The 26,036-nt window shown below is 63.0% G+C and carries 23 protein-coding genes and 1 pseudogene; 9 read left to right on the top strand and 15 right to left on the bottom strand.

Going from position 1 to position 26,036, the window contains the following annotated elements; genetic code table 11:
* Positions 1-27 precede the first annotated feature (27 nt).
* From A6723_RS29710 to A6723_RS29685, 5 genes are read right to left on the bottom strand one after another with little or no spacing between them, the layout of a single operon-like run.
* Entirely contained in the window at positions 28-1,893 is a 1,866-nt protein-coding gene (locus A6723_RS29710) for a hypothetical protein (RefSeq protein WP_065348221.1), read from the bottom strand.
* A gap of 27 nt (positions 1,894-1,920) precedes the next feature.
* Entirely contained in the window at positions 1,921-3,783 is a 1,863-nt protein-coding gene (locus A6723_RS29705) for a hypothetical protein (protein WP_054907508.1), read from the bottom strand.
* Positions 3,784-3,796: 13 nt separating this feature from the next.
* A complete protein-coding gene (locus A6723_RS29700; RefSeq protein ID WP_054907507.1) occupies positions 3,797-4,510 on the bottom strand; it encodes an SDR family oxidoreductase in 714 nt (237 codons plus the stop codon).
* A complete protein-coding gene (locus tag A6723_RS31530; RefSeq protein WP_256233655.1) occupies positions 4,507-5,790 on the bottom strand; it encodes an FAD-binding protein in 1,284 nt (427 codons plus the stop codon). The genes A6723_RS29700 and A6723_RS31530 overlap by 4 nt, the downstream gene beginning before the upstream one ends.
* Positions 5,790-6,191 carry a GtrA family protein gene (locus tag A6723_RS29685; RefSeq protein ID WP_054907504.1) on the bottom strand — a complete coding sequence of 134 codons (402 nt, stop codon included), beginning with the start codon at positions 6,189-6,191 and terminating at the stop codon, positions 5,790-5,792. The genes A6723_RS31530 and A6723_RS29685 overlap by 1 nt, the downstream gene beginning before the upstream one ends.
* A gap of 290 nt (positions 6,192-6,481) precedes the next feature.
* On the opposite strand from A6723_RS29685, the gene A6723_RS29680 reads away from it, so the two are divergent.
* The 8 genes and pseudogenes from A6723_RS29680 to A6723_RS29645 all read left to right on the top strand — a co-directional run bounded on the left by A6723_RS29680 (position 6,482) and on the right by A6723_RS29645 (position 15,716).
* Positions 6,482-7,387, top strand: a complete 906-nt coding sequence (locus A6723_RS29680) for a GDP-mannose 4,6-dehydratase (protein WP_054907633.1) — start codon at positions 6,482-6,484, stop codon at positions 7,385-7,387.
* Positions 7,347-8,551 (top strand): annotated as a pseudogene (locus A6723_RS29675) (GDP-mannose 4,6-dehydratase). Before A6723_RS29680 ends, A6723_RS29675 begins: the two are co-directional and overlap by 41 nt.
* A 3-nt stretch (positions 8,552-8,554) precedes the next feature.
* The gene (locus tag A6723_RS29670; protein WP_054907503.1) at positions 8,555-9,991 is read left to right on the top strand and encodes a mannose-1-phosphate guanylyltransferase/mannose-6-phosphate isomerase; all 1,437 of its coding nucleotides are present in this window, start codon (positions 8,555-8,557) and stop codon (positions 9,989-9,991) included.
* Positions 9,991-10,788 carry an ABC transporter permease gene (locus tag A6723_RS29665; RefSeq protein ID WP_037011720.1) on the top strand — a complete coding sequence of 266 codons (798 nt, stop codon included), beginning with the start codon at positions 9,991-9,993 and terminating at the stop codon, positions 10,786-10,788. The genes A6723_RS29670 and A6723_RS29665 overlap by 1 nt, the downstream gene beginning before the upstream one ends.
* Complete coding sequence (locus tag A6723_RS29660) at positions 10,788-12,050, top strand: ABC transporter ATP-binding protein (protein ID WP_054907502.1); 1,263 nt, start codon at positions 10,788-10,790, stop codon at positions 12,048-12,050. The genes A6723_RS29665 and A6723_RS29660 overlap by 1 nt, the downstream gene beginning before the upstream one ends.
* Positions 12,047-13,423 (top strand): glycosyltransferase family 1 protein, encoded by a 1,377-nt coding sequence (locus A6723_RS29655; protein WP_054907501.1) that lies wholly within the window; start codon positions 12,047-12,049, stop codon positions 13,421-13,423. Before A6723_RS29660 ends, A6723_RS29655 begins: the two co-directional genes overlap by 4 nt.
* Before the next feature lies 1 nt (position 13,424).
* Positions 13,425-14,558: a glycosyltransferase family 1 protein gene (locus A6723_RS29650; RefSeq protein WP_054907500.1), complete on the top strand. Its 1,134-nt coding sequence runs from the start codon at positions 13,425-13,427 to the stop codon at positions 14,556-14,558.
* Positions 14,559-15,716 carry a glycosyltransferase family 4 protein gene (locus tag A6723_RS29645; protein ID WP_054907499.1) on the top strand — a complete coding sequence of 386 codons (1,158 nt, stop codon included), beginning with the start codon at positions 14,559-14,561 and terminating at the stop codon, positions 15,714-15,716. It abuts the gene before it with no gap.
* Positions 15,717-15,788: 72 nt separating this feature from the next.
* Here the strand turns inward: A6723_RS29645 and A6723_RS29640 are convergent, their stop codons facing one another.
* The 10 genes from A6723_RS29640 to A6723_RS29595 form a co-directional block, all read right to left on the bottom strand.
* Entirely contained in the window at positions 15,789-15,995 is a 207-nt protein-coding gene (locus A6723_RS29640) for a DUF1127 domain-containing protein (RefSeq protein ID WP_015474893.1), read from the bottom strand.
* A gap of 357 nt (positions 15,996-16,352) precedes the next feature.
* On the bottom strand, positions 16,353-17,849 hold the full coding sequence (locus A6723_RS29635; protein WP_054907498.1) for an acetyl-CoA hydrolase/transferase family protein: 1,497 nt from the start codon (positions 17,847-17,849) through the stop codon (positions 16,353-16,355).
* Between the two features lie 186 nt (positions 17,850-18,035).
* Entirely contained in the window at positions 18,036-19,472 is a 1,437-nt protein-coding gene (locus tag A6723_RS29630; protein ID WP_065348220.1) for an NAD(P)(+) transhydrogenase (Re/Si-specific) subunit beta, read from the bottom strand.
* Between the two features lies 1 nt (position 19,473).
* Positions 19,474-19,788 carry an NAD(P) transhydrogenase subunit alpha gene (locus A6723_RS29625; RefSeq protein WP_015474896.1) on the bottom strand — a complete coding sequence of 105 codons (315 nt, stop codon included), beginning with the start codon at positions 19,786-19,788 and terminating at the stop codon, positions 19,474-19,476.
* A 65-nt stretch (positions 19,789-19,853) separates the two neighbouring features.
* Positions 19,854-20,972, bottom strand: coding sequence for a Re/Si-specific NAD(P)(+) transhydrogenase subunit alpha (locus tag A6723_RS29620; protein WP_054907497.1), 1,119 nt, complete (start codon positions 20,970-20,972; stop codon positions 19,854-19,856).
* A gap of 616 nt (positions 20,973-21,588) precedes the next feature.
* A complete protein-coding gene (locus A6723_RS29615; RefSeq protein ID WP_054907496.1) occupies positions 21,589-22,224 on the bottom strand; it encodes an SCO family protein in 636 nt (211 codons plus the stop codon).
* Positions 22,225-22,342: 118 nt separating this feature from the next.
* Entirely contained in the window at positions 22,343-23,245 is a 903-nt protein-coding gene (gene cyoE, locus A6723_RS29610; RefSeq protein WP_054907495.1) for a heme o synthase, read from the bottom strand.
* 75 nt (positions 23,246-23,320) lie between these two features.
* Positions 23,321-24,394 (bottom strand): heme A synthase, encoded by a 1,074-nt coding sequence (locus tag A6723_RS29605; protein WP_065348219.1) that lies wholly within the window; start codon positions 24,392-24,394, stop codon positions 23,321-23,323.
* A gap of 51 nt (positions 24,395-24,445) precedes the next feature.
* The gene (locus A6723_RS29600) at positions 24,446-25,009 is read right to left on the bottom strand and encodes a hypothetical protein (RefSeq protein WP_054910653.1); all 564 of its coding nucleotides are present in this window, start codon (positions 25,007-25,009) and stop codon (positions 24,446-24,448) included.
* Positions 24,987-25,751, bottom strand: a complete 765-nt coding sequence (locus tag A6723_RS29595) for an SURF1 family protein (RefSeq protein WP_054910652.1) — start codon at positions 25,749-25,751, stop codon at positions 24,987-24,989. Before A6723_RS29595 ends, A6723_RS29600 begins: the two co-directional genes overlap by 23 nt.
* Positions 25,752-25,795: 44 nt before the next feature.
* Between A6723_RS29595 and A6723_RS29590 the strand changes: the two genes are divergently transcribed.
* Entirely contained in the window at positions 25,796-26,005 is a 210-nt protein-coding gene (locus tag A6723_RS29590; protein ID WP_054910651.1) for a twin transmembrane helix small protein, read from the top strand.
* Positions 26,006-26,036 lie beyond the last annotated feature (31 nt).

The raw sequence follows: 26,036 nt of genomic DNA, 5'->3' as shown, positions 1-26,036 counted from the left end.
GTCGTAATTGCCGTCTTGTAGTTATGCCTAGAGCCGCTGCAGGCTGACTCGATGGATGGTCAGAGAACCTTGCGCATACAGGTAGGTTCGGACTTCGATTTCATGACGCTGATCGTTGGTGAACTCGGTGCTCATTACCTCGCGGGTACCATCGGTGCCGGTCAACTCGCCCTTGCCGAGCATCCCTTGCCCTCTGTCGAATGCAATGTCCCATTGGCCGGCCTGCGTGCCGCGCGCAAGGCTGGTGGCGAATTCGATCTCGATCCGGTAGCGACCCGGGGGCAACTGCACATAAGGACCGAAGGTCACCAGACCGCTCCTGCTTGAAGTGACTTCGCAGTCTGCGCTGACGCTACTTGAATCCAGTCGGGGCAGGTTGCATGCGGGGTAATCGATTCGCCGCTGTTCCGCACTGAATGGCGGACGATCGAGCGCCAGGGTCGCTGTTGTGAACAGGCAATCCGCTACGCAGGCTGTGGCTTTCACCAGTTGCACATCGGCGACTGCCCCGGGAGCACAGACGCCCTTGCGGGAGAACAGGTAGTCCATTTCCGGGCGGGCGACGCAAGCATCCACGCCATGGTCTTTCAGGTATACCAGTAATCCGGCGGTGCTGGCCCAGAGCGCTTCGTCCTGGGCAGAGTAATCCAGAGCGACCTGATGGCCGTATCGACTGACAAGAAAGCCGCCGATCTCGCCGATCTCGCCATTGCGCTCCAAAGGGGGCGCCGGGTGACTCGCGAGCCAGATGGCACCGGCGGCGCCCAGGCACAGGGTGAGGGCTCTGCGCAAGGTCCTCTGGGCAATGCTGAGCAAGCCTGCCTGGATGAGCAGGCATCCCAGCGTCGCGGGAATCGCAAGATAGTACAAGCCCATGAAGGGGTATAGCGGCTTGGGCACCTTGAGGTGATAAAGCGTGAAAGTGGCGCTCATGACTATTGCAACAAGTGCTGCGTGCCCCAATACCTGGTGCCGCTGCGAGGTGGCGTTCGAGTTGGAGGCCAGCCAGAAGAGTGTGGCCGGAACGACCAGGGCACCGGCCAGGTTCCAGAATGACAGGGTGTAGCTCAGGGACTCCGCCAGCTTGGCCGTTTCCATGCCGTTGAGGGCTTGCTGTGCTCTGAGAACCCGCAGTGGATTGCTGTCGGCGTGAAGCAGCACGTCAAGCAGGATCGGCAGGAAGAAGAGCGCGCCGATGATCAGGCTGACGGCCAGCCAGCGCAGCGACCAGTCGTGTTGCACACCGTCGCGTCGCAGTACCACGAGTGTTACCACGGCCAGTAATGGGAGCGTGGCGATCGGCATGCTGATGTAGCCATGATTCAGCACACATGCCATCAGCATTGCCAGTGGCAGATAGCGCAGGCCTTTGCAGAGCACCAGCAGGATGGACAGGTAGAACACAGCAAAAGGCAGGATCAGGCGGTAGGGCATCCACGCAGAAACCAGATTGCCGCCGATCAGTATTGCTATTGGCAGCACGACAGTGACTGCCGTTGCTGAAAGGCACTGCCCGAACAGTCGGGCGATGCACCAACTGGCCAATAGCAGGAAGCCGAAGTTGAAGGTCAGGGCGCAGAGCAGCCAACTGCTTGACCGTGGCAGATGGAAAACGGCGCCCACCTGTTCGAACAGGGCATTGGCGTACAGGAACACGGGGCCCGGGTGGTTGAAGCCGTAGCGCGAATAGTGTCCCGTTAGCAAGTAGCCCTCGTCGTGCAACTGATTCACCAGCAGCATGTCAGCGGCGAAATCCTCGACGGGAAGCACCTCCTGTCCCAGCCTGCCTGCTGCGCCATGCAGCAGCGCATAAAGGCTCAGCGCAACAAAGAGAGCGCAGACCAGCGATCTGAAGGATGGCCATGCGGAGCTGAGGGGGACGCTTAGAGTCATCGATTCCTTTCCGTGGGCAAGAGGAAGTCAGTGCAGGCGCTCAATGGCCAGCGATATCACCCTCAGTTCCGCGCCCCCGGGCCAGGACACGCGAAACTCGTAGGGTTCCAGTCGTGAACGTTTCACGCGGAACTCGATCTCCTGGCGGGCTTCGGCCCCGGATGTGCCAGGCAGTGATACCGTCGTGAGCACGGGGTCGCTCGAGCGGGGGCGATAGACGTCCCAGGTGGCCACGGATTCGCTCGAAGGGGCGCTTCCCTGATAGTTGATACTCAGGCGATAGCGGCCCTGGGGAAGCATGATGTAGGGACCGAAAGATACGAAGCCGGGAGCGTCACGCTGGGGCAGGGCAAGCCTGCCCCAGCCGTCCATCTGACCGGTCAACGAAGGCAGTGTCGCGGCAGGGAACTGCAACGGCGGCTCGTCATAATGGCTGAGCGAACCGGTCAGCGGCACGAGGAGTATGACACCGGCCAGGATATTACGCGGGCGCAGCAGGCCAGCGGTCGAGCTTCTACAGAAGACATGCCAGCCGTAGGCCATCATCAGCGGCAGCAGAAGAGCGAATAGGTAATTGGGCGCAAAGGTGGGCGCCCATTGGATGTCGTACAACGCTGGCAGCCAGGTGCTGAAACGACCATAGAAGATCGAATAGGCGCTCAGCCAGGTTTCCGCCGGGCGCTGATAGAGATTGATCCCGGACCAGGCGTAGCACTTGAATGCGTATGCCTGTAGGAGGATGAAGGCGATCAACAGAACGATCATGGGCCGCTTTCCGATGCGCTCCATGAGGGGAGGAATGGCCGCCAGGGTGGGCAGGAACAGGCATAGGGCAGCGGACCAGCCGAATCGCCCGGAAAACGAACCTCCGCCATACCAGTTAGGGTGCATGGCGTTGGGGACCAGCAATGCCAGGAACACCAGCAGCCAGGTGATCATCAGCCTTGGCTCGCGTCGTGTCAGGGGGAGGACGAACATCGCTCCCAGCACCAGCATCGGGTTCTGCATTAGCATGCCCTGGTTCTGATCGACCAGCAGGCCCACCAGCACCATCAGCGCGTTCGCACTGATTTCCAGTGCATCGCTTTGATATGGCCCGCTCATCTTGCCGTAGGCGTAGAGGTTGTAGCTGGCCAGCAGGAAGAGGGATGTCCCCAATGACACCGGCCACAGCAGTGTCTGGATGGCGCCGCGCCGCTGTTGAATGGACAGCCATGCGCCAGCCAGCACCAGGACGAGTGCGGCAGCGCTGAACTTGATTTGCAGCCAGGGCAGGAGGGCTACTGCCAGGGCGTGCCCAAGGTTTGTCAGAGAGCGCCGCTGATAATGTGCGGTCGCCAGCCAATACAGGCCGCTCAGACAGATCAGGCCGGCCAGAAGGTCGGGGTAGATCTGGTTCGCGGCGGGAAGCATCGGCAGTCCCGTCGTTAAGGCGACGACCGCCAGCGTGGCTACATTTGGCGAGGCCCCGTAGTGGCGGGAGAGCTTCCAGGCCAATACCACCCCCCAACTGCTGAGCAAGATCATGAACAGTTTGCTGCCCAGAGTCCCGCCCAGCTTCAAGGGCAATGCCATCAACAAGGGAAGGCCGATGTTATGGCCGCTGAACAGCCCATTCGGGCCGGGAAGCCCGTGGGTGTTGGAGGGTCCGGGCACAGCATCGGCAGGCGCCAGCCCCGCTGGAAAAATACGGCGCTTGGCGAACTCGCGCGAATAGGCCTGGCTCACGTCGAAACTCGCGTCGCGGACAATGCCGTCGGCGATGATCAGGTAGTGGGGTTCGTCCCCCGTGACCTGGTTGATGCCCTTGTGCTGCCACAGGGCCAACGTGATGACGGCGAGGGTCAGATAAAGTCCGAGGCAGAGCCAGAGCCCTGTTTGCTTCAACATGTGCCGCCTCGTCTTAGAGCGATAGCCGCTTGAAGATGAACTCCGACATGGAGAGGATGATCGCCATGATCAAGTACCAGAGTCCCAGCGTGTAAAGCACGTCCTTGTTCTTGCTGATGGCTTTTTCAATGTCACCCGCGACCTTTTCCGGAGTCGCCCAGAGCGGGCCTTTGGGAACGGCTGCGGTGGTCATCGGTGTGTCGACGAAGCCGGGCTTGATGGTGAGGACTTGAACATCCGGCTTGTGCAGGCGATTGCGCAAGCCCTGGAGGAAGATGCTCAGCGCGCCCTTGGCGGTGCCGTAGATGCAATTGGACTGGCGGCCACGGTTGTCGGCGACCGAGCTGATCGCGGCGATGCTACCATGGCCCTGCCGCTCGAAATCGTTGGCCAGCGGGGTCAGCAGACTGATTACGCTCAGGGCGTTGGTGTTGAGTTCGCTCAGGGCCGGCGCCGCGTCCTGTTCGCAGACCTTCTGGTCGGCCAGGGTGCCGTGTGCGATAAGTACCTGTTCGGGTCCGACCAGTTGCTCGATCACGGCTGTGTGGCGGGCGTAGTCATCGGCGTCGAAGATCTCGCTATGGATGCTGCTGACGCCACGCACCTTGAGGTCTTCGCTCCGGTTCGTCAGGCGCTCCTGATTGCGCGCCAGCAGGAACCGTTCGGCGCCGCGGGCAGTCGCTTCGGCGATGGCAGAGGTCGTGCCGATGACGAGGATATTTTTCATTGTTGTCCTATTCCAGTCCTAGACGTTGGGCTTGCAGGGAAGCGAACTTGCCGAGCGCGCCTTAGCGCTCGCACAGCGCCTGGAATTCCTTCCCGCGCGAATAGCTTTGGCGGAAGGTGTCCGCGCTCATGCGTGCGTCGTTGGCCAGGTAGAGACGACCGCTGTGTTCCAGGACCTAGCGGTCCAGTTCGTCGAGTAGTGGCAGCAGGTCGCTTTGCATCTTGAAGTCCAGCGCCAGGGTTTAGCCTTTCAGCGGGAACGACAGGGGCGAGTCGTTGCGTGGCCCGAAGGCCTTGAGTACGGCGAGGAATGCACCCGCGACCTGACGCAGCGATTTGCTTCAGGATGCCGTTCAGGCCCTCGATGCCGGTTTTGCGGGGTAGGGCAAACTGGTACTGGACGAAGCTGTGGCGCCGATACAGGCGATTCCACTGGCCAATCCCATCCAGCGGAAAGAAAAAGTTCCGGTAATCGACTCGCTGCTGGCTGCGTTGGCGGCGCACTCGGTGATAGAGCAGGCTGTTGAAGGCCTGGATCGAGTAATGGCTGAGCAATGCCGAGAGAGCGTCGGCCGGAATGCTCAGGGGCAGCCCGGTACGGACGTGACGATTCTGGTCGCGGGCATGTTCCCCGATCATTAGCAGCAAGCGACCCAGGGCGATGCAGTCGAACCAGGCGACCGAATAGGTGTTGCGATGATGCTCTTCGAACAGCTCCAGCGCTTGCCGAAGGTTCTGTGCCTTGAAAGTTACCTGCTTGATATGGGCGCTGCTGATGCCGCGCAGTCGCAGGGCCGCTTCCGGAATGACCCCGGTCAGTCCCATGCCACCGCAGGTAGCCAGAACCAGCTCCGGGGGTTCGCTGTGCGAGCAGTGTCGGACCTGGCCGTCGTCGCAGGCCAAGGTCAAGGAGTCGACGAATGCGCTGAAGCTGCCGTCCAGGTGGTGGTTCTTGCCGTGAGCGTCGCTGGCGATGGCGCCGGGGACACTGACCAATCGCGGGAACCAGCCTCGGGGCAGGAACACGTCGACGATCTCTGCCAGTGGGGCACCGGCATCGCAACGCAGGCCGCCGCTCTGTTCATCGAAGGCTCGCAGGCGATCAGGCTTGCGCGTACCCAGCAAGGTTCCGCCGGGGGCGGCATCGCCATAGCTACGGCCCATTCCCCGAGCTAGCAGCAGTGGTGTCTCGGCGATCATCTGGAGAGCGGGCGTTTTACCCAGGGGCGATAGCAGATTGCAGTCACTGCGCGAATAGTGTCCCCATCCGGACAGCTCCATCAGGCTACTCCTTGGCGAAAGACGAAGCGGCGGTCCAGTTCGTACTTGGTGACGTAGCCGATGGCCAGTCCGATGATCGCACCCAGATAGCGCATTTCCTTGGTGGCGAACAGGTGCTCGAAGCCGAATTCGAAACTCCAGAAGATCACGGTGGTTACCACGCCCATCAACGCGTACAGGATGAATGTCTTGCCGTCATGCGCTGCATCGCGCGCGGTGAAGCGGAAGATGTAACGCTTGTCGAGGATGTACTTAACAACCAGCCCGACTCCCGTGCCGATCAGGATGGACAGGGTAATGGCGTAAGGGCCGGTGTACAGCTGGGTGGTGATGTCCTGGGAGAATATGTTGGCAACGGTTGCGATTACCGCCAATAACGTGTAGATCAGGGCGAGTTTCATCGAGATGTCTACAGAGGCCGTCCAGGGTTGGGTGGCGTGAATGCTACCGTACGGTGCCGTCTCCCTCTAGTGCGTCGACGCGATGTGCACTCCTCTGTTTCTTCCCCGCGCAGACCAAGCTCTTGGAGGGCGAGGACCCTCGCATTTTCTGGCAGGAACGAGTGCCTTCGAGGCGAGTCACATCTACCATTCGAGCACCCCGGCAGACTGCCAGGTAGTTCGGGTAGGAATGACTGACCGGTCAGCCCTTGCGGGTTTTTTTCTTCCAGAGCAATCAGAGAGACTGGCCATTGGACAAGCGACTCCTCGTCACGGGACTTTCCGGTTTTGTCGGCACGCACTTGCAAACGATGGTGCCCGCCTCCTGGCAACTGATGGACGTGCCCCGCATAGACCTCAGCCAGCCCGGTAGGCTGGACGACTTCCTCGCCGGCGGCCCGCCCGATGCGGTGATTCACCTGGCCGGCCAGACTTTTGTGCCGCAGTCGTTCCGCGATCCCGCCGGTACATTGCAGGTGAACCTGCTGGGAACGTTGAACCTGCTGGAGTCGCTCAAGCGCAGTGGTTTTTCCGGAGATTTCCTGTTCGTGAGTTCCGGGGATGTTTACGGGCAGGTGGTCGAAGAGCGGTTGCCCATTACTGAGCAACTGATGCCCAGGCCGCGCAACCCCTATGGGGTGAGCAAGGTTGCCGCTGAACTGCTTTGTCAGCAGTGGAGCTTCACCGAGCCTTGGCGCATGATGGTGGCACGTCCGTTCAACCATGTGGGCGCGGGCCAGAAGGCCGATTTCGTGATACCGGCGGTTGCAAGACAACTCGCGCGTATTCGTCATGGATTACAGGATGCGTGCATCGAGGTGGGGGATATCGACGTCACCCGCGACTTCCTCGACGTACGTGACGTACTGGCAGCCTACTTCGCATTGCTCGAAAAAGGGCAGTCGGGGGAGGTATACAACGTCTGCTCGGGCCAGGAATATCGCCTGCGTGACGTGATCGGCCAGATGGCCTTGCTGGCGGGAGTGGATCTGCAGATCCGCCAGGACCCGCAAAGGATGCGCAAGGCCGAGCAGAGGCGTGTGCGCGGCAGCAGCGCGAAGCTGCAGAGTGACACCGGTTGGAAACCGGTCCACGGGATGGAGCAGATCCTGCTGGATGTACTGGCTGACTGGGATGTCCGCGCTTTGCAGGAGTGATACCGGTCGCGGAGTATTGGCGACCAGGCGGTGTTACCGCCGCCGGTTCAAGACCCCGCCAGGCCTGCCAGGGGGAATGGGGTCACAGGTAACTTGCAGTACTCGGAGGCACGTACGGGTGGAAACCGATCGAGTCTCCGGCATAACTACAACGAGCTCGCAGCGCTTTCATCTGCGAGCCACCACGGATGCTAGAAGAATGACAAAAAGTGCTCTGATCACCGGCCTGACCGGACAGGATGGCGCCTACCTTGCGAAGCTGCTGCTGGAAAAGGGTTACAAGGTCCACGGACTGGTAGCGCGACGCAGCAGCGATACGCGCTGGCGGTTGCGTGAGCTGGGGATCGAGTCCGAGGTGGTCTACCTCGACGGCGATCTGGCAGACGCCTCGTCCGTGCAGCGGGCAGTCATCAAGGCCAAGCCGGACGAGCTCTATAACCTGGGTGCACAGAGTTTCGTCGGTAGCTCCTGGGACCAGCCGGTGACCACCGGTATCGTCGATGGCCTGGGCGTGACCCATCTGCTGGAAGCCATCCGTCAGTTCAGCCCGGAAACCCGCTTCTACCAGGCGTCCACCAGCGAGATGTTCGGCCTGATCCAGGCCGAGCGGCAGGACGAGAACACCCCGTTCTACCCGCGCAGCCCCTATGGTGTTGCCAAGCTCTATGGCCACTGGATCACCGTTAACTATCGCGAGAGCTTCACGCTTCCAGCGGCATCCTCTTCAACCACGAATCGCCGCTGCGCGGCATCGAGTTCGTGACCCGCAAGGTCACCGACGCGGTAGCGCGCATCAAGCTGGGCAAGCAGAACGAACTGCGCCTGGGCAACATCGACGCCAAGCGCGACTGGGGCTTCGCCGGCGACTACGTCGAGGCCATGTGGCTGATGTTGCAGCAGGATCAACCGGATGACTATGTGGTCGCCACCGGCGTGACGACCACCGTCCGCGATATGTGCCGTATCGCCTTCGAATATGTAGGTCTGAAGTACCAGGATCATGTGGTCATCGACCCGGCGTTCTTCCGCCCCGCGGAAGTGGATGTGCTGCTGGGCAACCCTGGAAAGGCCGAGCGCGTGCTGGGCTGGAGCCCGAAGACCAGCCTCGAGCACCTTATCCACATGATGGTCGACGCCGACCTGCGTCGCGTTGACAAGGAGTGATCCATGCTCGTCCCTGTCATCCTTTCCGGTGGAGCCGGTACCCGGCTGTGGCCGGTCTCTAGAGAAGGCCAGCCCAAGCCGTTCATGGCGATGCCCGACGGGCAGTCGCTGCTGAGCAAGACATACCGGCGCGCGGCCAGCCTGCTGGGTGCGGACGGACACATCGTCACGGTGACCAACCGCGACTATTACTTCCAGAGCAAGGACCATTTCCAGTCGGCCAAGCTGCGCCAGCGGGGCCACTTCATCCTCGAGCCGGCCGGGCGTAACACCGCTCCGGCCATTGCGGTGGCTGCGTTGGCGCTGCGTGCGCTGCACGGCGATGACGTCACCATGGTGGTGATGCCGGCGGATCACCTGATCCGTGACGTCGAGGTCTTTGCCCGTTGTGTCGAGCACGCGGTGGAGCTGGCGGAAGCAGGACAGCTGGTGACGTTCGGTGTCGTGCCCAACGCTCCGGAAACCGGCTTCGGCTACATCGAGATGGGAGATGCCCTGGACTCCAAGGGTGGCAGCCGCGTGAAGCGCTTCGTCGAGAAGCCCGACCTGGATACCGCCAGGGGCTTTCTGCAGGCGGGTACCTTCCTGTGGAACTCCGGCATGTTCTGCTTCACCGTCGGCACCTTCATCAGCGAGCTGGAAAAGTACGCTCCGCAGATGCTCGAACAGGCCATCGCCTGCCAGATGGCCAGCCAGCCGGCGGACTTCGGCAGCCTGGTCCAGCAGGAGCTGCCCTCGGAGCATTTCTGCGCGCTGGAGGACATCTCCATCGATTATGCGCTGATGGAACGTTCCGACCGCGTCGCCGTGATCCCGGCGGCGTTCGACTGGAGCGATATCGGCTCGTGGACCGCCATGAGCGCCCTGGTGGACGCCGATGCCGACAACAACCGCGCCGCCGGCAATGCCATCTTCGTCGATAGCCGTGACAACTACGTACAGAGCGAAGGTCGGCTGATCGCCACCGTCGGCGTCGAGGGACTGGTCGTGGTCGAGACCGCCGATGCGATTCTGGTGGCGCGGGCCGACCGCGCGCAGGATGTGCGCAAGGTGGTCAAACAGCTCAAGGACACCGACAACGAAGCATATCGCCTGCATCGGACCGTCAGCCGGCCCTGGGGCACCTACACCGTCCTCGAGGAAGGCCCGCGCTTCAAGATCAAGCGCATCGTGGTCAAGGCCGGCGCAGCGCTGTCGCTGCAGATGCACCATCACCGCAGTGAACACTGGGTCGTGGTGCAGGGCATGGCCAAGGTTACCAACGGCGAGTCTGTACGTCTGGTGAACAGCAACGAATCCACCTACATCCCCGCAGGTCACCGTCATCGCCTGGAGAACCCCGGAGTGATCGACCTGGTGATGATCGAGGTGCAGAGCGGCGAGTACCTGGGCGAAGACGATATCGTTCGCTTCGAGGATATCTACGGCAGGATCGTCTGATGTCGCTGAGCAGTTTGAAAGGCACCTGGCAGTACCGTGGCTTCATTGCGGGCAGTGTGCGTCGAGAGTTCGAGTCGCGTTATCGCGGCTCGTTGCTGGGGGCGGCCTGGACCGTCCTCAATCCCCTGGCGATGATCTTGGTGTACACCGTGATCTTCTCCGAAGTGATGCGCGCGCGCTTGCCGGGTGTGGACGACAAGATGGCCTACAGCGTGTTCCTGTGCGCGGGCCTGCTCACCTGGGGATTGTTCTCCGAAGTGGTCAGTCGCTGCCTGAACATGTTCCTGGAGAACGCCAACCTGCTGAAGAAGCTGAGCTTCCCGCGCCTCTGCCTGCCGGTGGTGAGCGTCTGCAACGCGTTGCTCAATTTCGCCATCATCTTCGCCTTGTTCATCGGCTTCCTGCTGATCACCGGGCGCCTGCCAGGCGTGGCATTGCTGTCGTTCCCGCTACTGCTGGCCCTGCAACTGGTGTTCGCCGTCGGCCTGGGCATGCTGGTTGGCGTGCTCAACGTGTTCTTCCGCGATGTCGGGCAACTGTTCGGGATTCTCCTGCAGTTCTGGTTCTGGCTTACCCCCATCGTCTACCCGCTGACCATCCTGCCGGAGTCGATCGGCCGGCTGGTACAGCTCAATCCGCTGACCGGCCTGATGCAGGCCTACCAGAACCTGTTCCTCCACGGCCAGTGGCCGCAGCTGTCGCAGTTGCTGCCGGTCGCGGTGTCCGGAGTGCTGCTGTGCGTGCTGGCCATGGCCTTGTATCGCGCCCGCGCGGGTGAAATGGTGGACGAACTCTGATGGGCCATATCCGCATTCAGCAACTGGGCAAGGCCTATCGTCAGTACCCCAAGCGCTGGTCGCGCCTGGTCGAGTGGATGGCTCCCGGCGGCACGCCGCGGCATCACAAGCATTGGGTCCTGCAGAACATTTCCCTGGAGATCGAACCGGGCGAGGCGGTCGGCATCGTCGGCTCCAATGGAGCGGGCAAGAGCACCCTGCTCAAGATCATCACTGGCACTACCCAGCCCACCAGCGGTACCTGCGAGGTGGGCGGAACGGTATCTGCCCTGCTCGAACTGGGCATGGGTTTCCATCCGGAGTTTACCGGTCGGCAGAACGTCTACATGGCTGCGCAACTGCTCGGGCTGCAGCGCGGAGAGATCGACGCGCTGTTCCCGGAGATCGAAGCCTTTGCCGAAATCGGCGCCGCCATCGACCAGCCGGTGCGCACCTATTCCAGCGGCATGCAGATGCGCCTGGCGTTCAGCGTGGCCACCGCGCGGCGACCGGACGTGCTGATCATCGACGAGGCTCTGTCGGTCGGCGATTCGTATTTCCAGCACAAGAGTTTCGAGCGTATCCGCAGCTTCCGCCGCGCCGGCACCACGCTGCTGATCGTCTCCCACGACCGCTTCTCCATTCAGTCCATCTGCGATCGCGCAGTGCTGCTGGAGTTCGGCCAGGTGGCGATGCAGGGCGACCCGGAAATGGTCATGGACTACTACCACGCGCGCATGGGCGAGGGGCTCAACCACCTCGTGCGCCAGGAAATGCTGGCCAACGGCAAGGCTCGAACCATCTCAGGCACCGGTGAGGCTGAAATCGAGTCGGTGCGGCTGCTCGATGCGGGTGGCAAGGACATCGACCTGGTGGAGGTCGGCCACGACGTCGTGCTGGAGGTCGGCGTTCGGGTCTGCCAGGACGTCGATCGCCTGGTCCTCGGCTTCATGCTCAAGGACCGGCTCGGCCAAGCGATGTACGGCATCAACTCGCACCGCCTCAAGCAGGTGCAGAAGGGCCTGAGGGTGGGGGACCGGCTGGTTTACCGCTATGCATTTCCCATGCGTCTGGGGGCCGGCAATTACTCGGTGTCGCTGAGCCTTTCGCGGCTCGACTCGCACCTGGACGGCAACTACGAGTGGCGGGACTGCGCGATGATCTTCCATGTGGTCAACAGCACCCGCGAGAACTTCATCGGCTATTCCTGGCTGGACGCCCGCGCCAGCATTGAGCACTTCCCCAGCGATTCCCTGGTTCAACGCAGTGGAGAGCACTCCTGATGCGCCTGCTCGTCGAATGCACCTATGTCTTCGAACATCCGCACGTGAATTCTGGCATCCAGCGCGTGGTGCGCAACGTCATTCGCCATCTTGAGGATGCCGAAGGCGGAGTCGAATGCATTCCGGTGGCTTTCATCAATGGTCGTATGCATCGGGTACTGCACCTGGCGCCGTTGTCGACCGAGGAGCTGCCCTGGCACAGCCGCATGAAGATCGCGCTGGAACAATGGCGCAACGATTACTGGGTTCGCCATGCGAGCCTGGAGCGGCGCTGGCCGATGAATCGTTATCACAATGCACGCCGGGCACTCTATGTGCTGTGCAAGATCGCCAGCCTGGCGATCACTCTGCCATTGCGCTTTGCCATGTTCGCGTCGCGCAATCACATTGTGCCCGAACGCCTGGAGCCGATGGACGTCCAGCCCGGCGACCAACTGCTGCTGCTCGATTCGTCCTGGCACGCCGACTTCTTCCCGGTTGCGGAAAAGCTCAAGGCGAAAGGCGTCGGGATGATCTCGGTGATCTACGACCTGATTCCCTGCACCCACCCGCAATTCTGCGATGCCGGACTGGTGAAGGTGTTCGACCGCTGGTTCGACTGGATCGTTGAAATGGCCGACGGCTTCATCTGCATCTCCACCACCATCCGCGACCAGGTGCGCGCCGAGATCGTTCGTCGTCGAGGCGAGGAGGTTGCGCAGGGCCTGTGGTTCGAGCACTTCTACCTCGGCTCGGAACTGGACCTGGTGCACGATGCCTCGCAGCTGGACGGCAAACTGGTGCAGATGTTCGAGGACGGTGCGCCGGTCTACCTGATGGTCAGCACCATCGAGCCGCGCAAGAACCATGCGTACCTGCTTGATGCCTTCGAGCGACTGTGGGCGGCCGGCTCTTCCGCGCGGCTGTGCATCATCGGCCGCTACGGCTGGAAGTGCGAAGACCTGATGGCGCGCATCCGTGGCCACGCGGAGCTGAACAAGCGCCTGTTCATGTTCAACAAGCTCAATGACCGGGGCCTGGAGTACGCCTACGCCAATGCCCGGTCGCTGGTTTTCCCGTCCTATGTCGAAGGCTTTGGCCTGCCGTTGGTGGAGGCCATGCAGCGCAACCTTCCGGTAATGGCCAGCGACATTCCGGTGTTCCGCGAGGTAGGCGGCGACTTCGTGGCCTACTTCGATCTGCAGCGCCCGGAAAGCTTGGCCGAACTGGTGCAGGAGTTCGAGAACAGCGATCGCTTCCCGGCAAGCCGTGCGAGCGCAGATTGGAGTTGGTTGACCTGGCGCGATGCCAGCCGGCAATTGGTCAGCCGCGTGCTGGGCGCCCTGACGTCGCGCAGGCCAGCGCAGTCTGCGACCGAAGTGGAAGTGGGGTAGCGTGCACGTCGCCCTGAACGCCCGCATCCTCCAGGCGCCGAAAACCGGCATCGGCCAGTATGTGTCTGCCCTGACGCAGGCACTGCAGGATCAGGCCGAGGTCAGCCTGCAGCTTTTCCTAGGTCGCCAATGGGCCGTCGATCTTCCCCCGGCATCGCTGCCCGGCTATTCCCGCCGTACAGCGCTGGCCAAGCGAGTGCCGGGTGCCTACCGCATTCGTCGCTGGCTGGAGCAGGGCAGCTTCGACCGTGGGCTGCGCCAGCGCTCGATCGACCTTTACCACGAGCCCAGCCTGTGGCCGCTGGAGTTCGACGGGCCGATGGTCATGACCCTGCACGACTTGACCCATGTGCACTACCCGCAGACCCAGCCCGCTGATCGTCTGGCCGAGATCGAACGCCATGTCGGCCGTGGCGTCGAGCGGGCGCAATGTGTGCTGACGGACTCCGAGTATGTTGCCGGAGAGATTCGTCGCCATTTCGCCTTGCCGGATGAGCGAGTGGTGGTCGCGCCGTTGGGATATGCGCCACGCTTCAGGCCCCGTGCGAATCCGGAGCTTGCGCCCGCGTTGGCCGCGTTTGGATTGTCGGCGGGGCAGTATCTGATCTGCGTTGGAACCTTGGAGCCACGCAAGAACCTCCAGCTGGCGCTGCGTGCCCATGCCCTGCTGCCGGAGTCGCTGCGCACGCGCCTGCCGTTGGTGATAGTCGGAATGCCAGGCTGGCGCAGCGAGGGACTGGATGAGACGCTGGATGTCGCCGTGAAAGGTGGCTGGGCAAAGGTGCTCGGCTACCAGAGCGACGAGGTGTTGGCCGCGTTGCTGGCCGGGGCAAGGGCGTTGCTCTTCCCTTCGCTCTATGAAGGCTTCGGCCTGCCTGTGCTCGAAGCGATGGCCAGTGGGGTACCGGTATTGCTGACTCGAACCTCCTCGTTGCCGGAAGTGGCGGGAGAGGCGGGTATCTATGTCGATGCCCATGATCCGCTGGAGATGTACTCCGCTCTGCAGGAGCTGGAGGAGAACCCTTCTCTCAGACAGCGTTGTCGGGCGCTGGGGCTGGAGAGGGCCCGGGATTTCAGTTGGCAACGTTGCGCCCGGATAACCAGCGACGCCTACCGAATGGCTGTGGGAGGCTGAATGCGCGTACTGCATTTCTTCAAGACGTATCTACCGGATTCCGTGGGCGGCATCGAGCAGGTGATCAATCAGCTCTGCCGGACGGGTCGACACCATGGCATCGAGCACCAGGTGCTCACCCTGAGCGCCAACCCCGAGCCTGCGGAGCTGATGGTCGATGGGCATGCTGTCTACCGGGCGCGCCTCGATCTCCAACTGGCCTCCACCGGCTTCTCCTACAGCGTCATACCGCAGTTCCGCAAGCTCGCGGCGGAAGCGGACATCATCAATTTCCACTTCCCCTGGCCGTTCATGGATCTGGTGCATCTGTTGGCGGGCATCGACAAGCCGACGGTGGTGACCTACCACTCTGACATCGTCCGCCAACGGCACCTGTTCAAACTGTACCAGCCGCTGATGCATCGCTTCCTCGGCAGCGTGGACCGCATCGTCGCGGCCTCGCCCAACTACCTGGGCTCCAGCGAGGTCCTGCGCCGCTACCAGCACAAGGCAGAGGTCATTCCCTACGGGCTGGACAAGCAGGCTTATCCGCTCCCGGCACAGGAATGCATCGAGCGCTGGCGTCGTGAGGTAGGGGAACAGTTTTTCCTGTTCGTCGGTGTGATGCGCTACTACAAGGGCCTGCATATCCTGCTGGACGCTGTGCAAGGCACCGGATACCCGTTGGTGATAGTGGGCGCCGGGCCGCTGGAGCAGCAATTGAAGGCTCAGGCCGCGGCCTTGGGCGTCGAGTCGCACGTACGTTTTGTCGGGCGGGTGAGCGAGGAAGACAAGGTTGCCCTGTTGCAGCTATCGCGGGCCATCGTATTCCCCTCGCACCTGCGCTCGGAAGCTTTCGGCATTTCCCTTCTGGAAGGGGCGATGTATGGCAAGCCGATGATTTCCAGCGAGATCGGCACCGGCACCAGCTTCATCAATGCCAATGGGGTGACCGGACTGGTGGTGCCACCCAGCGATCCCCTGGCCTTCCGGCAGGCGATGAAGTGGTGTTGGGATAATCCCGAGCAGGCGGCAGAGATGGGACGTCAGGCGGAAGCTCGCTACCAGGAGCTGTTCACGGCTGATGCGATGGGGCGTGTCTGGGCAGATCTGTATCGCGATCTACTGGACGGGCGGGCGGAGAAGGAAGGGCTGCTGCCCGAGGGCCGCTCTGGCTGAGCGGCCGGGGCAACGAACTTACCAGTACAGTTACGGCGAGCCTGGAGAGTGTGGCTCAGTTGTACTGTTGAATCAGCGCCAGAACGGCTTGTTCAGTTCGGCGTAACGCTGGGCTTCGCTGATGCCGGCGTCGGCCAGCAGGCGGGAGTCCAGGCGGGCCAGCTGGCGGCGGCTTTCCATGCGGCGCTGCCACAGGCGAACGGTGCCGACGAGGCCACGATGGGCGCTGGAGGTGCTACGGGTGGTGCTCAGAGCTGCGGAACCGAGGGTACGTTCCATGGTGGTCATCCTTCTCGCTTGTGGCGAGTAGTCAGTTGCTGAATGGATTGAGCATATGATCTGACTTTTCAGTCAGAGATGACAGGTACAGTTGTGCTGTATTGCAGTTGGTCAGCCGATTGTAATTTCGAACTGTAATGGTCTTTTTCGGGGCGAACTGTACCGTTGCGCTCCATTCTGGTGCGCAATTGGTGGGCGTATGTGGCTTGTTGCGTGTGCCGGCCAGGTTGGCGGCGGGGGAAACTGAACAGTTGGAGCGGGATAAAAATCTGTTCAGGAGTGTTTTTACGTGGTTTTTTTCCGGCTGTAAACCCTGGCGGGCCATTCATTGCTGAATGACCCGCCAGCGGCTCCGGATCAGCTCGCTGCCAGCATGTGGCCGCGTTCTTCCAGATTGATGTGCCACTCCAGGGCCTCGCGCAGGATGTGCGGAGTATGCCCGCCGCGCTCGCAGGCAGCGTCGAAGTAACTGTTCAGGGCATCGCGGTAGGACGGGTGCACACAGTTGTCGATGATCACCCGGGCGCGCTCGCGCGGTGCCAGGCCACGCAGGTCGGCCAGGCCTGCTTCGGTGACCAGGATGTCCACGTCGTGCTCGGTGTGATCGACGTGGCTGACCATCGGCACCACGCTGGAGATATTGCCGCCCTTGGCGATGGACTTGGTAACGAAGATGGCCAGGTGCGCATTACGGGCGAAGTCGCCCGAGCCGCCGATGCCATTCATCATCTTGGTGCCGCCCACGTGGGTGGAGTTCACGTTGCCGTAGATGTCGAATTCCAGCGCGGTGTTGATGCCGATGATGCCCAGGCGACGAACCACTTCGGGGTGGTTGGAGATTTCCTGCGGGCGCAGGACCAGCTTGTCCTTGTAGCGCTCCAGGTTGCCGAACACCTCGGCGTTGCGGCGCGCAGACAGGGTGATGGAGCTACCCGAGGCGAAGCGCAGCTTGCCCGCATCCATCAGGTCGAAGGTCGAGTCCTGCAGTACTTCGGAGTACATGGTCAGGTTCTCGAACGGCGACTGTATCAGGCCACACATCACAGCGTTGGCGATGGTGCCGACGCCAGCCTGCAGCGGGCCGAGGCTGTTGCTCATGCGGCCGGCGTCCACTTCACGCTTGAAGAAGTCGATCAGGTGGTTGGCAATGGCTTGGGTTTCGCTGTCCGGCGGCAGCACGGTGGACGGGGAGTCCGGCTGGTCGTTGACGACGATGGCGACGATCTTTTCCGCCGGGATCGGGATGGCGGTGCTGCCGATGCGATCGTCGACCTTTGTCAACGGGATCGGCGTGCGGGTCGGGCGGTAGGTCGGGATATAGATGTCGTGCAGGCCTTCGAGGTTGGCGTTGTGCGCGACGTTGATCTCGACGATCACCTGCTTGGCGAAGATCGCGAAGCTGGCCGAGTTGCCCACCGAGGTGGTCGGCACGATGTGGCCTTCCTCGGTGATGGCGACAGCTTCGATGACGGCGATGTCCGGCAGCTTGAGCTGGTGGTTGCGCAGTTGCTCGACGGTTTCCGACAGGTGCTGGTCGATGAACATGACTTCGCCGGCGTTGATCGCCTTGCGCAGGGTGCTGTCGACCTGGAAGGGCATGCGGCGGGCCAGCACGCCGGCTTCGGTGAGTTGCTTGTCGAGGTCGTTGCCCAGGCTGGCGCCGGTCATCAGGCTGATGCGCAGCGGCTCCTGCTTGGCGCGCTCGGCGAGGGCCTTGGGTACGGCTTTGGCTTCGCCGGCGCGGGTGAAACCGCTCATGCCGACGGTCATGCCGTCCTTGATAAGGGCCGCGGCCTGGTCGGCAGTCATCACCTTGTCCAGCAGGGAGGACATACGCACGCGATCACGGAACATGGGAAAACCTCGGGCAGTAGGAAGTGCGAGGCCGCCAGTCTAGGGACTCGGCGATTTTTGGCTCTTATACCAAGGTCGAAAAATCGCCCGGCCGGGGCCTTCTTACTACCAATGTCCAGCGCTTTTCGTTTTGCCCGAAAGCAAGACACCGGCGCGAGGCCGGTGTCTTGTGGATCAGCGGTCGTCTTATTCGACGGCCTTGACCATGTCTTCGATGACTTTCTTGGCGTCGCCGAAGACCATCATGGTCTTGTCCAGGTAGAACAGTTCGTTGTCCAGGCCGGCGTAGCCGCTGGCCATCGAGCGCTTGTTGACGATCACGGTCTTGGCTTTGTAGGCCTCGAGGATCGGCATGCCGGCGATCGGCGACTTCGGATCGTTCTTCGCCGCCGGGTTCACCACGTCGTTGGCGCCCAGTACCAGCACCACGTCGGTCTGGCCGAACTCGGAGTTGATGTCTTCCATCTCGAACACCTGCTCGTAAGGCACTTCGGCCTCGGCCAGCAGGACGTTCATGTGGCCCGGCATACGGCCGGCAACCGGGTGGATGGCGAACTTCACGTTGACGCCGCGATGGGTCAGCTTCTCGGCCAGCTCCATCAGCGCGTGCTGGGCACGGGCCACCGCCAGGCCGTAGCCAGGAACGATGATCACGCTGTCGGCGTTGGTCAGCAGGAACGAGGCGTCGTCGGCCGAGCCGGATTTCACCGGGCGGGCTTCCTTGGCACCGGCCGGGCCGCCAGCGTCCGCTTCGGCGCCAAAGCCGCCGAGGATGACGTTGAAGAACGAGCGGTTCATCGCCTTGCACATGATGTAGGAGAGGATCGCGCCCGAGGAGCCCACCAGGGAGCCGGCGATGATCAGCATCGAGTTGTTCAGCGAGAAGCCAATACCTGCCGCGGCCCAGCCGGAGTAGGAGTTCAGCATCGACACCACGACCGGCATGTCCGCGCCGCCGATCGGGATGATGATCAGTACGCCGAGGACGAAGGCCAGGGCCAGCATCACGACGAAGGCGGTCAGGTTGCCGGTGAACATGAACAGCAGGCCCAGGCCCAGGGTGGTCAGGCCCAGCACCAGGTTGAGCATGTGCTGGCCGGCGAACTGCACCGGGGCGCCCTGGAACAGGCGGAACTTGTATTTGCCCGACAGCTTGCCGAAGGCGATCACCGAACCGGAGAAGGTGATGGCGCCGATGGCTGCGCCGAGGAACAGTTCCAGGCGGTTGCCGGTGGGAATGGTATCGCCCAGGTTCTGCACGATGCCCAGCGACTGCGGCTCGACCACGGCGGCGATGGCGATGAACACGGCGGCCAGGCCGATCATGCTGTGCATGAAGGCGACCAGTTCCGGCATCTTGGTCATCTCAACGCGCTTGGCCATGATCGAACCGGCGGTGCCGCCGGCCAGCAGGCCGACGATCACGTAGACGATGCCGGTGGTGGCGATTTCGCTGCTGATCTTGAACACCAGTGCGACGGTGGTCAGCGCGGCGATGGCCATGCCGATCATGCCGAACAGGTTGCCGCGGCGCGAGGTGGTCGGGTGCGACAGGCCTTTGAGGGCCTGGATGAAGCAGACCGAGGCGATGAGGTAGAGGAGGGTGACGAGGTTCATGCTCATGTCAGTGCTTCTCCGCCTTCGGCGCTTTCTTCTTGAACATTTCCAGCATGCGGCGGGTGACCAGGAAGCCACCGAACACATTCACGGCAGCCAGGGCCACGGCCAGGGTGCCCATGGCCTTGCCCAGCGGGGTGACGGTCAGGGCGGCGGCCAGCATGGCGCCGACGATCACGATTGCGGAAATGGCGTTGGTCACTGCCATCAGCGGGGTGTGCAGCGCGGGGGTGACGTTCCAGACCACGTGGTAGCCGACGTAGATCGCCAGCACGAAGATGATCAGGTTGTAGATGCCGTGGGAGATCAGCATGTCTTCCATAGTTTCTCACCGGTCTTGAGGCCGGGCTCGCGCCCGGCGTTCATATATAAGAAGGGCGTTGTGCGTCAGCCGTTCTTGCGCACGATCTGGCCGTCGCGGCACATCAGGCAGGCAGCGACGATGTCGTCTTCCATGTTCACCGTGAAGCCTTCGGCGGTCAGGGTGAGCTTGAGGAAGTCGAGCAGGTTGCGTGCGTAGAGTGCGGAGGCATCCGCCGGTACCAGCGCGGCCAGGTTGCTCAGGCCGACGATGGTCACGCCGTTCTTGACCACCACCTGGTCGGCTTCGGTCAGCGGGCAGTTGCCGCCTTGCGAGGCCGCGAGGTCGATGACTACCGAGCCTGGCTTCATTTCCGCGACGGTCGCTTCGTGCAGCAGGGTCGGTGCCTTGCGGCCCGGAATCAGTGCGGTGGTGATGACGATGTCCGACTGCTTGGCGCGTTCGTGCACGGCCTTGGCCTGGCGTTCCATCCACGAGGCGGGCATCGGGCGGGCGTAACCGCCGACGCCTTCGGCGCACTCGCGCTCTTCATCGGTCTCGTAGGGGACGTCGACGAACTTGGCACCCAGGGACTCGATCTGCTCCTTCACCGCCGGACGAACGTCCGAGGCCTCGATCACCGCACCCAGGCGCTTGGCCGTGGCGATGGCCTGCAGGCCGGCAACGCCAGCGCCGAGGATCAGCACGCGGGCAGCCTTAACGGTGCCGGCGGCGGTCATCAGCATGGGCATGAAGCGCGGATAGTGGTGGGCGGCGAGCAACACGGCCTTGTAGCCGGCGATGTTGGCCTGGGAGGAGAGCACGTCCAGGCTCTGCGCGCGGGAAGTACGCGGCGCGGCTTCCAGGGCGAAGGCGGTGATACCGCGCTCGGCCATGCGGGCGATGTTCTCGTTGTTGAACGGATTGAGCATGCCGAGCAGCACGGCGCCGGATTTCATCTGCGCCAGCTCGCTTTCGCTGGGCGCGACAACCTTCAGCACCAGTTCCGCGCCGAGCGCATCGGCGGCAGTGCCGATCTTCGCGCCGACAGCTTCGTAGGCGGCATCCGGCTGGCTGGCGCTGACGCCCGCACCGCTCTGGATGACCACCTGATGGCCTTGCCCGATCAGTTTCTTGACCGTCTCCGGCGTTGCTGCGACCCGCGTCTCACCGGCTTGGGTCTCGAGGGGTACACCGATCTGCACTCGCAAATCTCCTGCGTGATCCTGGGATTGTCCGGGCTACTACGTTGGCGACCCGGGATATCGAACTGGCAACGGTCTTGTTGTTTTAGTGGCCGGGTTTTGTGACCCGGTGGCCGCGGCATTGTGCAATCGAACCTGGAGGGCATCAAGAAGTTCTGGAGTGGTACGAAGCGATAACTACAAGTCACGTTTGGACCCGCGGTTTTCCGGTCGCCACCGAGGCCGCGTGGACCCTGGCGTTTAGCCTAATTGCCTATTGTGACCGGACGGAAATGTCATCCTCGCCGTGAATGACCACCCATCAGAGGCTCCCCATGCCCACCGAAAGGCCCGGTAATCCTGCAACAGGCTCAGGCATAGGTGTTAATTAATGTTTCTAATATGGAGTATGAGTCATTCCTGATGCCTGACTTTCTGTAGCAGATTTTTTACATTGACTACGGGGTCAGGAAAATCATCCGGAAGCTTCAAGACCGCGTATTACAACGCGCCAGAGCCATGAGATGAGGTTTAGCAGAAAGTTCGCGTTTGTCTGGTATCGAGACGAATGACGCAGAAAAAACAACGGCCACCTGTATCGGGTGGCCGTTGGGGGTGAGACACGGTGTCGCGGGGCTCAGTTGGCGGCGCTGATCACGCTGGGGAGCTGGGCGACCAGCTTGTCGTTGTGCAGCGGGGCGCGGATGAAGCCGTGTTGGGTGCCGTCCGGGCCGATCAGCACCAGGTTGCCGCTGTGGTCGACGGTGTAGTTGGGCTTGCTGGTGTCGGCCGGGATGTAGGGAATGCTCATGGCATTCGCCAGTTTCTGCACGTTCTCTTCCGAGCCGGTGATGCCCTTGAAGCCGGCATTGAAGAAGCCGAGGTATTCCTTGATGCGCGGCGCGGTATCGCGGTGCGGGTCGACGCTGACGAACACCACCTGCAGGTTCTTCGCCACTTCCGGCGGCAGCTTGGTCTGCAGCTCGCGCAGTTGCGCCAGGGTAGTGGGGCAGACGTCCGGGCAGAAGGTGTAGCCGAAGAACAGCAGGGACCACTTGTCCTTCAGGCTGGCGGTCTGGAACGGCTGGCTGTCCTGGTCGGTGAAGGTCAGGTCGGGGACGCTGCGGGTTTGCGGCAGGATCACGATGCCGGCGTCGAGCAGCACGGTCGGGTCGAGCTGGTGCCGCTGGTTGAGCACCTTCTGGACAGTGAGGCCGAGGATCACGGCGACGATGGCGACGAGGATGAAGACGGTCTTGTTGACTCGGGTCATGGGGTACTCGTGGGTCGGGACGTCTGGAATGAAGCAGAGAGGTTCGCGAGCAAGCTCGCTCCTACAGGGAAACACCTTGCAGGAGCGAGGGGGACGTCTGGTTATTGCTCGCGAATCCTCAGTAGTTCAGGTGCAGCGGCAGGTAGTGGTCCACCAGCAGCGCGATGAACAGCAGGAACAGGTAGGCGATAGAGTACTTGAAGGTCTTGATCGCTGCATGGGGTCGGCTGCCGCAGTAGAGCGCCCAGGCCCAGTCGAGGAAGCGCGCGCCCAGGGCCAGCGCGGCGAACAGGTAGACCAGCCCGGCCATGTGGATGGCGAAGGGCATCAGCGTCACCGCGAACAGCACCAGGGTGTAGAGCAGGATGTGCAGCTTGGTGTAGTGCTCGCCATGGGTCACCGGCAGCATCGGGATGTCGGCCTTGGCGTACTCGTCCTTGCGGTGCAGGCACAGCGCCCAGAAGTGCGGCGGGGTCCAGGCGAAGATGATCAGCACCAGCAGCAGCGGTTCGGCCGAGACCTGCCCGGTTACCGCGACCCAGCCCAGCAGCGGCGGGGCGGCGCCGGCGAGGCCGCCGATGACGATGTTCTGCGGCGTGGCGCGCTTGAGAAAGCCGGTGTAGAGCGCCGCGTAGCCCAGCAGCGAAGCCAGCGTCAGCCAGGCGGTCAGGGCATTGGTGAACACCAGCAGCACGGCCATCCCGGCCACCGACAGCAGCATGGCAAAGCCCAGCGCGATGGGTGGCGAGACGCGCCCTTCGGCCAGCGGGCGCTTGTGGGTACGCGCCATGATCGAGTCGATGCGCCTGTCCACCACGTGGTTCACCGCCGCCGCGCCGCCGGCGCACAGGCCGATGCCGAGGTTACCGAAGACCAGCACCTGCCAGGGCACGCCGGCCTTGGTGGCGAGCAGCATGCCGATCAGCGAGGTGATCAGCATGAGCAGCACGACCTTGGGTTTGGTCAGTTCGAGCAGGTCGCGCCAGCTGGCTTGGCTGGAAGTGCTGATGACGCTGGCCATGGGTATTTCTCCATCGGGTGAATGGGGGCCGGCGCGCCTTGGCGCCGGCCGGCCGTCGTGCTCAACCGTGCAATCTCATCCCTGCGAGGGATAGGCCACCGGGCGCTCCAGGGCGTCCAGGGCGATCGGGCCGCCGGCGGGCAGCTCGACGCGTTTCGTTGCGGGCGCGCGCACCCGGTAGTTCACCAGCACCAGCATCAGCAGCAGGAAGGCGCCGCCGCCGTTGTGCGCCACTGCGACGGGCAGCGGCAGGTGCAGCAGGACGTTGCTGATGCCCAGGCCGATCTGGAACGACAGCCCCAGCAGCATCAGCGCGGTAATGCCGATCAGGCCGTGGCGCTGGAGGTTCCAGGCCAGCAGCAGGATCACCGCGGTCACGCACAGCGCGCCCATGCGGTGGGTCATGTGGATGGCCGTGCGTGCGTCGCTGTCGAGCTGGCCGCCCAGGTAGTTGGGGCCGATGTGCTGGGTAAGGTGGAAGCCATTGGCGAAGTCCATGTTCGGCCACCACTCGCCGTGGCACATCGGCAGGTCGATACAAGCCACCGCGGCATAGTTGCTGCTGACCCAGCCACCGAGGGCGATCTGCCCGATCACCATCAGCAGGGCGAGGGCTGCCAGTGCACGCAACTTCGACGGCAGCTGCAGCGGAGCGAAGGCGCCGGACAGGCGGAGGCTGAGCAGGAACAGCAGCGACAGCGTGGTGAAACCGCCCAACAGGTGCGCGGTGACGACCTGCGGCCAGAGCTTGAGGGTGACCGTCCACATGCCGAATGCGGCCTGGGCGATCACCACGGCGAGCAGCAGCAGCGGCAGTCGCATCGGCTGGCCGTCGCGGCCCCGGCGTACCAGCGCGTGCACCGCCAGCCCGAGGATCAGCAGGCCGAGGCTGCCGGCGAAGTAGCGGTGGATCATCTCGTTCCAGCCCTTCTGCGCTTCCACCGGCGAGTCGGGGAAGTGCATTTCGGCATGAGCGAGTTGCGCCTCATTCAGCGGCACGTGGACGAAGCCGTAGCAGCCGGGCCAGTCCGGGCAGCCGAGACCGGCGTGGGTCAGGCGGGTATAGGCGCCCAGCAGGATGACCACAAAGGCCAGCGCCGTGGCCAGCACGGCGACGTAGAAGGCGGGTTTGCGTCTTGCCTGGATCATGCGTCGCTCCCGATCTTGTTGTTGTCTGGGGCTGGCGATGTCTCAACTGACTTAACCGATGTTGGACAGCTTCAGCAGCAACTGCAGGTCCTTAAGGATCGACTTGCCGTTGGCCTTGGCGTCGTAGCGCAGCACCAGGTTGCCGTGCGGGTCGACGATCCACAGCTGCGGCTGGGCGCCGGTGTGCTGGTTGGGCGACAGGCCCAGGCGCTGCAGGCGCGGGTAGTCCTTGTCGAGCAGGCCGGTGAACTCGGCCGGTAGCGGCTTGGCAAAGGCCAGCGCGTGTTCGGCGCGGCTGGCTTCGCGGCCCAGGCCGATATTGATCTGGCGCGCCAGGTAGACCAGTTGCTGGCAGTCGCTGGTGCAGGTTTCCGGTGCGGTGACCAGCAGCTGCCAATGCTCGCTCGACTTGTCGGCCTGTACGCCGAGGTCCGCCGGGGTCTGTCCGGTGGCAATCAGGTCGCCGCTGTAACTGCGGCCTTCCGGCACCCAGAACTGCAGCTTGTACATGGCGGTGGCGAGCAGCATCGGCCCCAGCACCATGCCGAGGATCAGCAGCAGTTGCACGCGCCCGCGGCGGCGGGCGGTGGAGTCAGGCAGAGTCATGGCGGTCATGGTCGAAGGTCTCCCGTGCGCGACGGATGCCGAGGTAGAGGTAGAGGGCGGAGAGCGCGATGGCCAGGGCGAACCACTGCACGGCGTAGCCGACGTGGCGCTCCGGGCGCATGGCGACGATCGGCCAGTCGGTGTCGAAGGCGGCGTCGCCCGGCTCCAGGCGAATTTCCATGGCCTGGCCCTCGCGGCCAAGCTGGTCCCAGAGGAAGGGCGCGTCGACCTGGGTGATCAGGCGCGGCCAACCGGCGACCGGAACGGTTGGCGTGGCGGGCGGCGGGACGTAGGTCCAGGCATCCAGCAGCAGGTCATGATTGGGCGTGTCGACCTTCGGTGGTACGCGGCGGTCGGGCCAGGGCACCCAACCACGGTTGACCAGCAGCCACTGGTGGCCGACGCGGTCGAAGAAGGGTTGCAGCACCTCGACGCCGGCCTGGCCGTTGCGGGTGCGGTTGTCGAGCAGGGCGGTGTGCTCGGCGTCGAGCTGGCCTTGCAGGCGTACACGAACGTAGCTGCGCGGCGGCTGGCGATCGAGCTCGGCGATGCTGATCGGGTCCTGCTGGCGTTGCACCTCGGCAGCGGCGAGGAGGGTGCGTTTTTCGGCGGCGCGGGAGAGTTGCCAGAAACCCAGGCCGATCAGCACCGGCAACAGCGCGAGGACCACCAGGGTCGGCGCGATGCCGGGCCGGAAGGCGCGCGTGGTACGGCCCTGACGGTGCTCGGTAGCGTGCTGGCTATACTGCAAGACATCCCCCTCAACCCCAGTCCCCTGCGGACAGGAGGCCGGTAGTGCTCAAAGCTGCGATCGTTCTGTTGTTGCTGGCGACCGTCGTCAGCCTGTTCAGTGGCCTGTTCTTCCTGGTCAGGGACGAGGGCCACGGTTCACGGGTGGTCAATGCGCTGACCGTCCGTGTCACCCTCACTGCCCTGACTCTCGCTCTTATCGCCTGGGGCTTCTTCAGCGGCCAACTCGGCAGCTCTGCGCCCTGGCATTTCTGATCTCAAAAAAGGCGCGGGCCTTGGCCCGCGC

Origin of the sequence: Pseudomonas sp. AU11447, assembly GCF_001672555.2 — a bacterium.
Classification (GTDB): domain Bacteria; phylum Pseudomonadota; class Gammaproteobacteria; order Pseudomonadales; family Pseudomonadaceae; genus Pseudomonas; species Pseudomonas nitroreducens.
This window is presented reverse-complemented; position numbering and strand designations above follow the sequence as displayed.

Excerpts from the sequence above, each read along its gene's own strand:
- A6723_RS29710 (WP_065348221.1), bottom strand. The coding sequence starts at position 1,893 with ATGACTCTAAGCGTCCCCCTCAGCTCCGCATGGCCATCCTTCAGATCG.
- A6723_RS29635 (WP_054907498.1), bottom strand. The coding sequence starts at position 17,849 with ATGTTCCGTGATCGCGTGCGTATGTCCTCCCTGCTGGACAAGGTGATG.
- A6723_RS29615 (WP_054907496.1), bottom strand. The coding sequence starts at position 22,224 with ATGACCCGAGTCAACAAGACCGTCTTCATCCTCGTCGCCATCGTCGCC.
- A6723_RS29685 (WP_054907504.1), bottom strand. The coding sequence starts at position 6,191 with ATGAAACTCGCCCTGATCTACACGTTATTGGCGGTAATCGCAACCGTT.
- A6723_RS31530 (WP_256233655.1), bottom strand. The coding sequence starts at position 5,790 with ATGGAGCTGTCCGGATGGGGACACTATTCGCGCAGTGACTGCAATCTG.
- A6723_RS29670 (WP_054907503.1), top strand. The coding sequence starts at position 8,555 with ATGCTCGTCCCTGTCATCCTTTCCGGTGGAGCCGGTACCCGGCTGTGG.
- A6723_RS29600 (WP_054910653.1), bottom strand. The coding sequence starts at position 25,009 with ATGACCGCCATGACTCTGCCTGACTCCACCGCCCGCCGCCGCGGGCGC.
- A6723_RS29605 (WP_065348219.1), bottom strand. The coding sequence starts at position 24,394 with ATGATCCAGGCAAGACGCAAACCCGCCTTCTACGTCGCCGTGCTGGCC.
- A6723_RS29625 (WP_015474896.1), bottom strand. The coding sequence starts at position 19,788 with ATGGAAGACATGCTGATCTCCCACGGCATCTACAACCTGATCATCTTC.
- A6723_RS29665 (WP_037011720.1), top strand. The coding sequence starts at position 9,991 with ATGTCGCTGAGCAGTTTGAAAGGCACCTGGCAGTACCGTGGCTTCATT.
- A6723_RS29630 (WP_065348220.1), bottom strand. The coding sequence starts at position 19,472 with ATGAGCATGAACCTCGTCACCCTCCTCTACCTCATCGCCTCGGTCTGC.
- A6723_RS29660 (WP_054907502.1), top strand. The coding sequence starts at position 10,788 with ATGGGCCATATCCGCATTCAGCAACTGGGCAAGGCCTATCGTCAGTAC.
- A6723_RS29640 (WP_015474893.1), bottom strand. The coding sequence starts at position 15,995 with ATGGAACGTACCCTCGGTTCCGCAGCTCTGAGCACCACCCGTAGCACC.
- cyoE (WP_054907495.1), bottom strand. The coding sequence starts at position 23,245 with ATGGCCAGCGTCATCAGCACTTCCAGCCAAGCCAGCTGGCGCGACCTG.
- A6723_RS29700 (WP_054907507.1), bottom strand. The coding sequence starts at position 4,510 with ATGAAAAATATCCTCGTCATCGGCACGACCTCTGCCATCGCCGAAGCG.
- A6723_RS29705 (WP_054907508.1), bottom strand. The coding sequence starts at position 3,783 with ATGTTGAAGCAAACAGGGCTCTGGCTCTGCCTCGGACTTTATCTGACC.
- A6723_RS29645 (WP_054907499.1), top strand. The coding sequence starts at position 14,559 with ATGCGCGTACTGCATTTCTTCAAGACGTATCTACCGGATTCCGTGGGC.